We start from the raw sequence: 12,519 nt of genomic DNA, 5'->3' as shown, positions 1-12,519 counted from the left end.
TAATTTTTTTGCTCAATTTTACATATTCTAGCGTTCTTATTACGGAAATTTACTATTAAACGATTAATTATTACCACGAACGATTGTGTGGTTGTTAGACAAGTCGAATGTTTGGATTTATACTAAACATGCATTAAGAGTACATCTTTAATTTGAGAGGAGTTTCAAGAAGATGAATCAACAAAAGAAAAAACAGGAAGTGAAATATATTCCTTTAATCATAGTTGTTTTAATTGGAATAATCATTTGGTTCCTTCCGCCTCCAGCAGATTTAAAAGTACAAGCATGGCATTTGTTTGCTATCTTTGTTGCAACCATTATTGGGCTCATTATAAAACCGATTTCAATGGGAAGTGTTGCCATTTTAGCTTTAACAGTCATTATCCTTACAAATACTTTAAAACTTGAGGATGCGCTAAGTGGTTTCCAAAATTCAACCATTTGGTTAATCGTTATTGCATTTTTTATTTCTAGAGGATTTATTAAAACTGGCCTTGGTACGCGTGTAGCGTATATTTTCGTTCGTCTGTTTGGAAAAAAGACTCTCGGATTATCCTATTCACTGATTGCCAGTGATTTAATTCTTTCTCCAGCAATGCCTTCAAATACAGCGCGTGCTGGTGGGATTTTACTGCCGATTATTCGTTCATTGTCAGAAACATATGGTTCGAAATCAGGTGATGGGACCGAAAGAAAAATAGGTGCGTTTTTAACAACCACTTCTTTTCAAGCTAATATGGTTACGTCTGCTATGTTCTTAACAGCAATGGCTGCTAACCCTCTAGCAGCGAAGCTAACACAAGAGATTTCAGGTACAACAATTTCTTGGGTAGGTTGGATGGTAGCGGCCATCGTTCCAGGGCTAATCAGTTTAATCGTCGTACCATTTTTAATATATAAAATCTATCCACCGGAGATTAAAGAGACCCCATCTGCAACAGAAGAAGCTAAAAAGAAACTGGATGCTATGGGACCTTTAAAAAGAGAAGAATGGTATATGATTGGTATCTTTATCATTTTGCTCGTGTTATGGATATTCGGATCAAACTTCCATCTTGATGCCACAATTACAGCTTTTATTGGCTTAAGTTTACTGCTACTGACACAAGTATTAACATGGTCAGATATAAAGCAAGAACAAGGCGCATGGGATACGCTCGTTTGGTTTTCAGTTTTAGTCATGATGGCCACATTCTTGAATAGTACAGGGATGATTCCTTGGTTCAGTGATATGGTAAAAGGATTGATTGGTGACACATCATGGATGATTGCATTAGTCATTCTTGTCATCATTTATTTCTATTCACATTACTTTTTCGCCAGTAATACAGCGCATGTAAGTGCGATGTACGGTGCTTTTCTATCTGTTCTTGTAGCAGTTGGAGCACCCCCAATGGTATCAGCACTGCTCTTAGCATTTATCAGTAATTTGTTCGGGTGTTTAACAAATTACGGTAGCGGTCCAGCTCCTGTTTTCTTTGGAGCAGGCTACGTGACACAGGAAAAATGGTGGGGAATTGGATTTATCATTTCAATTGTTCATCTTATTATTTGGCTAGTTATTGGCGGCCTATGGTGGAAGGTTCTTGGACTTTGGTAAGAACAGAATTTCTTCAATCGGCACAATAATAAATATTAATAAATGTAAATCATATAGTTGACTTTTATAAGACCTAAGTTCGGAATTTGACTGGACTTAGGTCTTTATTTTTGGATGTATGTAATCGTCTGAGATAAACAGGTTACTTAAAATTAAACCAGTACTTACGCTAATAATAAATAGTAGCTATTGGATAAGTTTATAGAAATAGGCATGTGTTTAACCAAGATTCTGGTCTTTTTTCATTTTATTATTCCAAAGATTTATTTATTGCTGGAATTTCAGCATCAGGTGGAGTATTCATTCCACATTTTTATGAAAATGGATAGGACGGAAATGTAACGGATCCAATCTTTGCTCCATTAGTTAATTTAGACAAGAATGGTAAACCTGTTAGTGTGTTAGCCAAAAGTTGGGATGTTTCAGCTAATCAGTTACCATATAATCCACGGTTAACGCACTCAAACGACTAGGAAGTGTGAAAATTTCCTTAATCCACATTTAAATATCATTTCCCATTACTTCATTAAGACAATCGAATTGTCCGATTGGGTACCTAGTATCCAATAAAAATTCTCCTCATTTTTCTGACCTCTATCTTAATAACAATTATTTCAAATTGTTATTATTTCACAATAAGCCATTCCATTAAATGGCCCGATTATGGAATAAGAAAAATCCTGCATATCAACACAGGATTTTTAATCAAACTTTATTATAAATTATCAATCTTTATTTTAAATAATCGAATTTTGTTGTAAATGATCAATCTTTTTTATAAAACTACAGAAAAAAGTCACCTTTAATATCTAAAAAATCAACAATCTTATCTACTATCTCTATTTTTTCAAATATCCCCGCCTCAATACGAGTAATTTCCTCAACTGTACAATTTAATTTCTCTGACAGAAAGTTTATTTGGCATTCAATAGATGTCATTTATGGCAGTATGTTTTTTTAATATCATTTCAGATTTTGCAATTTCCATCATTTTTAGAAGAAGTTCACTTAAATATTCTTTGTATTTCTCAAGAGCATTTTTTCTTTTTGACATAGAGGATAAAATATTGCTCCTACTTCCAAATCATTAAGTTGTCTTTGTATATCTGGAACATCAATATCTTTTATGTGCTTTTCCTAGTCTTCCTTGTCAAACCAGTCTCTACATTCTATATAACATATATTCTTCAAATACAATTTGATGATTTAATTGTTCGTTTATATAAAATGGTGTAATTCTAATGTAATCTGTTGTTGAATTGGAATTAATAATTTCTTCTAATATGCTCTTAACCCTTTTACAATGCAACATTTACTCGTGATACGATTCACCTTACTCGTTTTAATGGCTAAATTATATTTGCGGGCTCGAGATAAATAAAGCCGTTAACGGGATGTAGTAACCTCCTTCATTAACGGCATTTGTTATCCTAGAACCCTAGAGCGTATTCTATTCCCTTGAATTAATATGTCACCTTTACTCCGGTCAACTTTTCAATTTCAGAGTATGCTGAACTATCTTTAGTACTCATAAGCGACAATACCTTTCCAAGTAACCAAATGTCCCCTTGAGAATGTAACTGTGATAGGAACTCAGTAATATTATGGTTGCAATCAATAAACATTCTGTACCTTCCAAATACCATCCAAGGGTTTGCACCCGTTTTTTGTTCAAACTGAACCTTGGTTACAGAACCACTCCAACTGGTTTGAATGGAGAAAAGATGCTTATCCCCATCATTCGTATATCCAACAGATGGATTAATTTCAACATAACTGCTCGTTGCATTACCCCATGTGTCAGCATATGGAGAATCAATGGTTTTTATTAAGGTTCCAATTGCCACATCAAAAATTGCAGAGGCTTCCTGAGAGGCAAACAAAATATAACCTGATTGTTTTTGACTATTAATAGCAAAATGAATTATATACTGGTGGATGCTTTGTGAATCAGGCCATATCGGTATGTAAGCTACAGGTAAGGTTATAGACCAGAAGTCCTCAATAAAGACTCGCTCTTCTTTGATAACGAGCTGCTCACCATTCTTCTCCCATTTATATAATAGTACAGGAACTAAATTGCTATAAATAGTTTGATATGATTCATAAAGATTTGGAATTCTTGAATCACCTGCATCACCACCATTCATTCTTGAATCTGAAATTAGCTGTCCTATTTTATTCGGGTCATTTATAACCCCTGTTTGTTCATAAAAGCTCTTTAATAATGTTGCGATACAATTCATAATTTCTACTTTTAGTTCAGACATCCTTTTAGTTTCTTCGATGGAAAGCCTATTTAGTGAATACTCAATACCGTTAGGACTCTTTATGTTAATTGATAGCAATCCAACCCGCTCTAATTTATCTATAAGGCACGCAAAAAAGCACTCCCGATAAATGAACAGATCAATCCCGTTGAGAGATTAATATGAACACTTACGAAAGTGCTTTAAAAGCTATTCACCGTATGGTTATAGCGGAAAGTTAAATGTGTAATATAGATGGTTTCACTATAAGTAAAAAGTTAGTTTTCGTCAAGAAATGCGGGTAGTTCATAAATCAAGGCCTAAAATGTAAACAACTAGATAGCCTATCGGAATGTGAAAAATATGAAAAATAGGGTAAATGTAATGTTAGGTACTGTTAATAATTAGGTCATCTGCTATATAGTTCTCTATATAAAATCATACTTTGAACTCATAGAATACGTGAAATAAATATATGTATAATATCAAATATATATTGGTAAATATTACAATATTATATAAAAATTTACCAAATGGGCAAAAAAATTACACCATATTAAGGAGGGGTTACTATTAATAATAGAAAATCTATAAAAAAAGTTTTTGCCTTATTAGCTCTAATTGGTGGATTTATGATGAATCTCGACATATTCGGGTTCAATAGTGAAATTGTAAATATAATAGGAAGAATTATTCTTTTAATCTCTGTATTTACAATAGTTTATATCGTCTTTACTGACGATAAATAGGATTTTCGAAATATCAAAATAATACTACTACTACTAATTGTTGTAAAAATGGGGGTACTTTGATGAAAAAAGCTATTTCTTTATCTTTAGCATGTTTAATAGGCTTTGGTAGTGTTGCGCCAAATTTTGCAAGTGCGGCAGAAAATATTGATTCAAAACAGGTACTAGAAAAAAATGATTTAATAGTAGAACCAGAGATTAAGGCATTAAAAAGTAAAGAAGAGAATGTTACTAAATTTGAATTTACTTATAATGATGAAACTGTTATTGCGGAACATAACACTAAAACAGGGGAATTTTCTGTAGATGGTGAAATTGTAGCGATTATTACAAGCGGAAAAGGAAAACCAGTTGACTCACAGATACAAGTACAAAATAATATCAGTGCGTTAGCATCTTATCCAACGTATAAAATCGGCAGCCCAGGACAGAGTGTTTGGGTACATAAATACTATGATGTTTCTCAAGTGAAATTTTTAAGTACACAATTAACGGTTGTTGCAGTAGCTGCAGCTCTCTCAGCAGCTTTCCTTTTTGACGATAAACCTTCTATAAAGGCTTCTGCACTGATTTCTGCTGCTACTACTGTTTTATCAACAATTACTACCAATGCAACATATAATATGACATTTAACCATTACAGCGGGAAGGCTAATACAACAAGTAAATCAGATTTTTGGGATTCTGTTGGAGTTTTTAAGGGGACAGTCACAGGTACTAATAGAATTTGTACAATAGACTTTTATTATAGCTGGGACATTTAAAATTTATAGATAAGACTTTTATCTTAAATAAAAGGGATGGCCGCTAAACATTGGCAGTCATCCCTTTTTCTATATCATTAAAATATCTATCCTACGAAGATTTGTAGTTACTACTCAACCTTCATCTTTCAAGGAGTACCGTCCTCATCAAACTGGTAAGGATAATCATCATACTCGTCATACATATCATGCTTGTTAATTCTCAATTGCATTTCCTTTTCATAGGCCTCTTTAATTTCCCGTGATTTACGTTCACTTAGTTGTTCTGCAAGAAATTCATCGAATTTAAGTAAAAACCCATATACTAAATGTGCTAATTTTAAATTATTTGTCTTATATAATTTGACTAACAACTCTATTTTTTCAATTATAGTTATACTATCTGAATTCAAGATCATTGTTAGAATTGGTTCAAGTAACGTTGCTGTTTTTCGATCTTTTGAATCGAAATTTGATTCATACCCATATTTATCATCATCAAATTTATTTGTCTATAAGTACACAAAAAAGCACTTCCGATAAATGTTCAGTCCAATCCCGTTAAGAGATTAGCATGAACACTTCGAGAGTGCTTTAAAAGCTATTCACCGTATGATTATAGCGAAAAGTTAATGTGTAGTATAGATAGTTTCACTATAAGAAAAAAGATTGATCTCGTCAAGATCTATTAATCTAATAGTTTATTTTTCGACTACATTATCGACAACATTGATGAATCCAATAATTTCACCTGTATCTTCTTTAATGTAATAAACGAATGCTGGTATGTTATCCGGATGGTCAGTAGTATCTAAATTCACTTGCCAGATTTTCACGTCTTTTTCATATTTTTCAGAGTAAATATATCGTTTCGTCGTTTGAGTATTAAATTCTTTCCATAAGGTAGCTGTATCATAGCCATTTGCAATAGCATCCTTTAAAGCAATTTGTTCAGCTTCTTCTACTGTTAAGTTTTTAAAAGTTACATCGAAATATGAACCCACTACGATGATTAGGAGGATAATAACAATAGAAATTCTTAGGTTTTTCATGCGACACCTACTAACTATGAAATATTCCTTTATCTTTAGACTTAATGTTTATTGGTCCCTTACAGCCTTAATAAAATTTACTTATAATTGAGGGTCATTAAATCGAGCTAATACTTTTTGAAATAAACTTACCATAATTCTCCCTCTATCCATCCTTGCTTATATTATAAAAAGAAAACGGTTTATCTGCTGATAAACCGTTAAATCATTGTAATTGATTATAACACCTTTTTTGCAAAGTTTTCCAACTGTAACGTGAAATGACCATTAGAATGTAACCCTCTTGTTAATTCATCAAGGGCTTTTCCCCATTGTACAAGATGACTCCATTCAATATTTGGTACATTCCCCCACAAATGATATGCACCTTTCTTTTCGGAAAATAACGCTTTGACATAGGATTGGACTAAACGTAAACAAAGGTTACGTTGTTCTTTTCCCTCAAAGAGCTTTTCCCACGTTTGTACTTTTTGGAGTGCTTGTAGTTTTGAAGAGTCGAAAGTATCACGGATCGTAGCAACCCACTTATCTGCAACCTCTTTATATTCTTCTGCTTGTTCTACAGTTGCGTGAATTTCCTCAAATAAACCAAGACTTTCAAATGTTAATCCTCGCTCAATGGCCGATTTCATAAAGCCTTGATATTCTGGTAATCTCACAACTTGCACCCGACTTTTAATTGTTTCGAGTAATAATTCTCTTGATTCCCCTAATAGCAAGATAGTGACATCCGGCTTCGGTTCTTCTAAGAATTTTAAAAGTGCATTACTTGCTTGAGGATTCATTTTATCGGCACCAACAATGATGAACACTTGTCCATTGCCATCAGCACTCTTATAAGCTGCTTTTTCATGCAATGCGCGGATTTGATCCACTTTAATTGCAAGTCCTTCTGGTCGGATGATCACTACATCAGGATGATTGTAGTGATAAATACGTCGGCAAGTTAGACATTCTTCTTCATCATGACCTTCACATAGAATTCGACTGCTTAACCATAAAGCAAAATCTTCCCCGTTCCCACCTTCTAAAAAGTAGGCATGGCTTAATCTATTAGTTTGAATTAAATTTTCAAATAATTGTTTTGACATCTTGTTTCCCCCTAATAATGATAAAAGATAGGCTATTGAGTGCCTATCTTTTATGAACATTTCTTACCGGAAAGTAGAGATAACAGTATTCCACTCTGCTTCCGTAATTGGAATAAAAGCAAGAGGTTTATACACGTTTTCGAATGCCTCTTTAACTTTATTTTTGTGTCCCACTTTATCAATGAGCATTACCTTAATTTTCTCCGTATGAACAAGAATAACTGTATTCTCATTCACCGCACCTACTCTAAATTCACGGAAGATGCTTTTCGTAGAAAGATTTAAATTGGCTAGTTCATTGATAATGGATTCATATACCTTGTTGAATTCTTCTTTCATCGGTTTAGTCGCTGTACGCAACTCATTTAGAACGGATTGTTCTTTATCTGAAAGAATTACATTTGTTGGAGGTGTAATTTCATTCACACCTGGTTCCATCGTATCTTCAACAGGTGGTTCCACAAACATTTCGATTGATGGATTTTCTTCCAACGGTGGTTCAACTATTGATGGTTCAATCACTAGCGGTTCTTCAAGAATATTTGTTGAAGGTTCTACCAATTGAACAGTTGATTCGACCTCACTTGGAATTTGAGTAGTCCAATCAATACCATTTTTATTTGCTTCTATTGCTAAATTCATAAATCCTATTGGATCATCAAGAACGACTACATCATCATTAGTCGGTTCTGAAATTTGAGCTATTTCTTGGCCCGGTACCAGAACGTTTCCTACTTGAGATGTTTCAAACGTAGGAACAACTCCTGAATTAGATTCTATTGTTTCAATCTCCATCTCTGGTGCGTTAATTAGAGAATTTTCAAAGGATGGCACTTCTACTTGAGCTGTCTCAAATAATGACATATCCATTGGTGCTAAGTCGATTTGAGATGTTTCAAATGATGCCACTTGAGACTCAAATTGTGAAGTATCAAATGAAGGTACATTTATTGAAAATTCTTCAATTGAAGGAACGTCCATCGATACATTCTGTTGAGCCGTATCAAATGATGGCACTACTTCAGATTCTTCCATTTGAGTAGGTTCAGTTGAAGCTACATATAAATCAGCAAGCTCAGTAGATGGAATTTCCATCAATGATTCATTTATTTGAGATGGTGATTCATTCACTACTACAGGGCTTTGTTGCAAAGCAACTGGTTGAGCAACGACACCATTTTGGATCATGGCACGTAACTCATTGATTTGCTCTTGTAATGAAGCTTGTTCACCATTAATCATACGGATGATTGTCATCTCCATTAGCAATTGTAAGTCGTGATGGAATTTCGAATTACTTAACGTTTGTTGAAGTTCTTCTAAATACACGTAGATTTTTTCTACACTTACACGTTCTGCGACTGCTCGGAAGTTTTCATCTGTGTACCCTTTTTTCAAGGTTGCATTAGCACCTAGTTTCTTGAACACTAAAATATCACGTAAATAAATCATCAATTCTTCAATAAAGAATTTTGGTTCTTTGCCTGACTCAAAACATTGATTGAAATGAGTTAAGGCTTCCTCTGTTTTCTTTTCAGCAATTAAAGCAATTAGTTGTCCGATAACACGAACATCAACAGCACCTGTTAATGCTAAAACATCAGAAAGTGATACTGGATGATTTGCATTTTCTTTTCGAGATAATGCTTGATCTAACAAACTTAAAGAGTCACGCATACCTCCTGCAGATACTTGAGCGATAAGATTTAACGCTGTATCTTCAGCTACTCGCCCTTCTTGTTCTAACACGTATTTTAAACGATCAACAATAGCATTGTTCGAAATACGACGGAAATCAAAGCGTTGACAACGAGATAAAATCGTTGCCGGTAACTTATGAACTTCTGTTGTTGCTAGAATAAAGATGGCATGCGCTGGTGGTTCTTCAAGTGTTTTTAAGAAAGCATTAAACGCTTGAGACGTGAGCATGTGGACCTCGTCTAATATATAAATTTTGTATTTTCCGTTCATCGGAGCAAGTATCACGTTTTCACGTAGTTGACGAATATCATCTACACTGTTATTACTAGCAGCATCAAGTTCGATAATATCCGTACCTTCCTCAAGGCATGAAGCACATTGACCACATGGATTAATTCCATTTGGGTGCTCACAATTTAAGGCTTTTGCGAAAAGTTTTGCTGTACTTGTTTTCCCTGTACCACGCGGTCCTGTGAACAAATAAGCATGTGATACTGTACCGTGAGCTATAGCATTCGCTAGCGTCGTTTTCACATGATCTTGTCCAATTAACCCGTCAAATGCGTTCGGACGGTATTTTCTATATAATGCTTGGTGTTTTGGTATAACATTTTCTCCAAATAATGTTGTCATCTTTTACTTCCCCCTATAATTTGAGTTATGTTCAGCTTGCTGTAATGGTTTTCGTACTTTCAGCAGCCATCAATTCCTTAAAATACTTCTCTACTCGTTTATCAATAAACTTAGCATTCGAAGTTCCATATCGCGCATTGAATGTAATTTCGTATTGATGAACCTCTCCCGTATGGAAAAGATTATTCATTACGATATTCAACATTTGCGCGGCCATTTTATTAGTTTCTAATCGTTGTGGGTTATTGATGATTTCCGCGCAAGCTTGAGTGGGTAGAATGAGAGCGCGTTACCAATGATATTGGCACGTTTCCCTCAAGCCCCCGTTAGAACCGTACGAGCTGCTTTCACAGCATACGGCTCGCGACCATTCAAAGCTTATCCTTTAGCTAATGTTTTAATGGCTTTAGAATTTGGGTGTACCTTTTTATGACATTCAACGCAAAGAAGTATCTTTGGTACTTGTTGGGTGGATTCAGCAATAGCTTTTGAATCCTTCCTAGAGTGCCTTTTTACTAATCTTGTGTGATGAACTATGAGGTCATTTGTGCTATTCCCACAATGACTACATTGGTATCCATTTTCTTCCGCTATTTTATAAAACTCTCTTGGTGAGTATCCTCTTTTAACCTTTGCGGTTTCTTGTAAAAGATAATCCAATTCGAGAGCTACGTTATATTCTTCTGTTTCCCCGTTTGAAAGGTTTCTTATTTTATTGTTCAGTTCCTTTGTAGTAGTGAATTTGTAATCAAAGAATTTCCTCAAAACTACTGTTTTCTCACCAATGGTATCAACAATTCTTTGCTTGTATGTTGCACCGTAGGCTTCTGTTTTGACAACGTGGTTTTCGTAAACTTTCGTGATTTTACACTTATGTTTCCTTCCAACCCAATGTATGATTTTCCAGGATAATCGGTGGTCTAATTTACTGCTTACAGAGGACCAATTATTGCAGATTTTGTAATAATTGCTCCAGCCACTAATTACTCTATTTAGCCTTGTTATCAGGTCAAATAGAGGATATTCATAATGCAGAATAAGTAGATTGTCGAGTTTTTCAGTTAATTCCTTGATTCTATCTCGTGGAACATAAACTTTAGAGAAATTGCGATATCCTATACCATCTTGTTTAGGAATGTTAACTATGTCATAGCCTAGGAATCTGAAGCCTTTTGTACTATGAGTTATTAATGTCTTCTCCTCACTTAGTGATAGAGACAGTTCTTTACCGAACCATTCTGTAATAACTTCCTTTACTTTCTTGGCTTCTTTCTTCGTATGATTTCCTAGGAGAATTACAAAGTCATCAGCATATCTGACATACCCAACACTTTTGTTGTTGAAGTAATCTTCTTTATCGTATCTAGGAACATGCTTTGCTTTCTTCTTGTATTCTAGCAATTTACTAATCATTTCTTCTCTAGTATTAAACCTTACCCTTTCTTCACCATTCTTTGCAGATTGGTAAGGAAATGGTTTGTTTTGTTCAATGTGTCTTTTTAAGGCATTTATTCTATTTGACATACGTTTATATTCTTTGCTTTGGTATTCTGTAGCTTTCCTAGCAATTCTAATTTCCTCTACCTTATTCATGGCTTCCTCTTTAGAATTGACGATGAAGTTTATTCCATCGTTTTCATCCATAGGTTCCAATGTCATATGGTAGGGGGTTTTATTATCGCTAATCGCTCTACTTAACCTGGCAATTTTATTTCGGTAGAAAGTATATTCCTTGCTAGCTTTTGCTTCCTTCATATTACATAGATGTGTTTCCATGTATTTATCGAATTCATGCAAAAAGATATTAGCGAGGATTGGGCTGACAATTCCTCCTTGTGGAGTTCCTTGTTCTGTATAGTAAATAGGATTCTTTCCATCAATTCCGTATCCCATTTGGTATCCAGACTTGAGAAATTTATTAATTAGATTAATAAACTTTTCATCTGCAATCCTTTGACGTAGGATATTGATCAACTTAGAATGCTCGATGTTATCGAAGCATCCTTTTATATCTCCTTCTACTACCCAATCATATTTCCTACATATAATTGTATGAATAGCCGTTTGACAACTTCTTCTAGGTCTGAAACCATGTGAAGATACACTGAATATTGGTTCGTAAATAGCTTCGAGAATGATTTTAATCGCTGATTGAATAATTCGGTCTTTAAAGGTTGGTATACCTAGAGGGCGCTTTTTATTGCTATTTCTCTTTGGTATTTCCACTCTTCTAACTGGGAGAGGTTGATAGGTTTCCTTTGCAATTTCTTCAATTACATCTTTAAGAAAATTGCTTCGAGTTTCTTTATCTTCCAATTGGTTTTTATTTACACCATCTACTCCAGCCGTCATTGACCCTTTATTGTTAGCGATTTTCGCATATGCTAGTTCAAGAAATTCCTCTTTTAATAAGATTGGAAACAGTTTCTTAAATTTAATTTCTTTATTTGATTTAGCTATCTTGGATAAGTAAGCAATTCTTTCCGTAGCGTTAAATATGGGGCTTCGCCTCCTAACATCTATTCGGAAGTTGCTTTGATTTGGCCTTGCATCATTCACCAGTACTAGTCTATTTGTCACCAAATAGGTAGTATCCTATATTCCTCAATATAGGTGTGATTGGGTTACTCCCTACCATCCATTCTGATAGATGGGTTCAATAGAGATTTTGTCTCTATTTACCAATCGCAGATTACTCTAA

At 34.4% G+C, this 12,519-nt stretch carries 10 protein-coding genes and 1 pseudogene; 3 read left to right on the top strand and 8 right to left on the bottom strand.

Features of this window, described 5'->3' with window-relative positions; translation table 11 throughout:
- The first annotated feature begins 172 nt into the window (after positions 1 to 172).
- Positions 173 to 1,600, top strand: a complete 1,428-nt coding sequence (locus JOD29_RS02565; protein ID WP_124761697.1) for an anion permease — start codon at positions 173 to 175, stop codon at positions 1,598 to 1,600.
- Positions 1,601 to 1,860: 260 nt separating this feature from the next.
- A pseudogene (locus JOD29_RS20350) lies at positions 1,861 to 2,055 on the top strand (ABC transporter substrate-binding protein); the annotation flags it as partial.
- 328 nt (positions 2,056 to 2,383) lie between these two features.
- On the opposite strand, the gene JOD29_RS02560 reads toward JOD29_RS20350, so the two are convergent.
- Together JOD29_RS02560 and JOD29_RS02555 are read right to left on the bottom strand one after the other, a co-directional pair.
- Positions 2,384 to 2,539 carry a helix-turn-helix domain-containing protein gene (locus tag JOD29_RS02560; RefSeq protein ID WP_205101607.1) on the bottom strand — a complete coding sequence of 52 codons (156 nt, stop codon included), beginning with the start codon at positions 2,537 to 2,539 and terminating at the stop codon, positions 2,384 to 2,386.
- A gap of 524 nt (positions 2,540 to 3,063) precedes the next feature.
- Positions 3,064 to 3,870 carry a hypothetical protein gene (locus tag JOD29_RS02555; RefSeq protein ID WP_124761699.1) on the bottom strand — a complete coding sequence of 269 codons (807 nt, stop codon included), beginning with the start codon at positions 3,868 to 3,870 and terminating at the stop codon, positions 3,064 to 3,066.
- A gap of 790 nt (positions 3,871 to 4,660) precedes the next feature.
- Here JOD29_RS02555 and JOD29_RS02550 point away from each other — a divergent pair.
- The gene (locus JOD29_RS02550) at positions 4,661 to 5,362 is read left to right on the top strand and encodes a hypothetical protein (RefSeq protein WP_124761701.1); all 702 of its coding nucleotides are present in this window, start codon (positions 4,661 to 4,663) and stop codon (positions 5,360 to 5,362) included.
- A gap of 128 nt (positions 5,363 to 5,490) precedes the next feature.
- Here JOD29_RS02550 and JOD29_RS02545 read toward each other — a convergent pair whose 3' ends face one another.
- The 6 genes from JOD29_RS02545 to JOD29_RS02520 form a co-directional block, all read right to left on the bottom strand.
- Entirely contained in the window at positions 5,491 to 5,760 is a 270-nt protein-coding gene (locus JOD29_RS02545) for a hypothetical protein (protein ID WP_205101606.1), read from the bottom strand.
- Between the two features lie 282 nt (positions 5,761 to 6,042).
- Positions 6,043 to 6,393, bottom strand: a complete 351-nt coding sequence (locus JOD29_RS02540) for a hypothetical protein (RefSeq protein ID WP_124761705.1) — start codon at positions 6,391 to 6,393, stop codon at positions 6,043 to 6,045.
- A 218-nt stretch (positions 6,394 to 6,611) separates the two neighbouring features.
- Entirely contained in the window at positions 6,612 to 7,484 is an 873-nt protein-coding gene (locus JOD29_RS02535) for a DNA polymerase III subunit delta' (protein WP_158610499.1), read from the bottom strand.
- A gap of 63 nt (positions 7,485 to 7,547) precedes the next feature.
- Positions 7,548 to 9,818 (bottom strand): DNA polymerase III subunit gamma/tau, encoded by a 2,271-nt coding sequence (gene dnaX, locus JOD29_RS02530; RefSeq protein ID WP_124761709.1) that lies wholly within the window; start codon positions 9,816 to 9,818, stop codon positions 7,548 to 7,550.
- Between the two features lie 31 nt (positions 9,819 to 9,849).
- A complete protein-coding gene (locus tag JOD29_RS02525) occupies positions 9,850 to 10,008 on the bottom strand; it encodes a hypothetical protein (protein ID WP_205101604.1) in 159 nt (52 codons plus the stop codon).
- Positions 10,009 to 10,196: 188 nt separating this feature from the next.
- Entirely contained in the window at positions 10,197 to 12,377 is a 2,181-nt protein-coding gene (locus JOD29_RS02520) for a reverse transcriptase domain-containing protein (RefSeq protein ID WP_148090318.1), read from the bottom strand.
- Positions 12,378 to 12,519: the final 142 nt, after the last annotated feature.

The sequence above is a fragment of the Lysinibacillus composti genome (assembly GCF_016908465.1).
Lineage (GTDB): Bacteria > Bacillota > Bacilli > Bacillales_A > Planococcaceae > Ureibacillus > Ureibacillus composti_A.
This window is presented reverse-complemented; position numbering and strand designations above follow the sequence as displayed.

Bases quoted from the DNA above. Each gene is read 5' to 3' on its own strand.
- JOD29_RS02545 (WP_205101606.1), bottom strand. From the start codon at position 5,760: ATGATCTTGAATTCAGATAGTATAACTATAATTGAAAAAATAGAGTTG.
- JOD29_RS02555 (WP_124761699.1), bottom strand. From the start codon at position 3,870: ATGTCTGAACTAAAAGTAGAAATTATGAATTGTATCGCAACATTATTA.
- JOD29_RS02565 (WP_124761697.1), top strand. From the start codon at position 173: ATGAATCAACAAAAGAAAAAACAGGAAGTGAAATATATTCCTTTAATC.
- dnaX (WP_124761709.1), bottom strand. From the start codon at position 9,818: ATGACAACATTATTTGGAGAAAATGTTATACCAAAACACCAAGCATTA.
- JOD29_RS02540 (WP_124761705.1), bottom strand. From the start codon at position 6,393: ATGAAAAACCTAAGAATTTCTATTGTTATTATCCTCCTAATCATCGTA.
- JOD29_RS02525 (WP_205101604.1), bottom strand. From the start codon at position 10,008: ATGAATAATCTTTTCCATACGGGAGAGGTTCATCAATACGAAATTACA.
- JOD29_RS02550 (WP_124761701.1), top strand. From the start codon at position 4,661: ATGAAAAAAGCTATTTCTTTATCTTTAGCATGTTTAATAGGCTTTGGT.
- JOD29_RS02560 (WP_205101607.1), bottom strand. From the start codon at position 2,539: ATGACATCTATTGAATGCCAAATAAACTTTCTGTCAGAGAAATTAAAT.
- JOD29_RS02535 (WP_158610499.1), bottom strand. From the start codon at position 7,484: ATGTCAAAACAATTATTTGAAAATTTAATTCAAACTAATAGATTAAGC.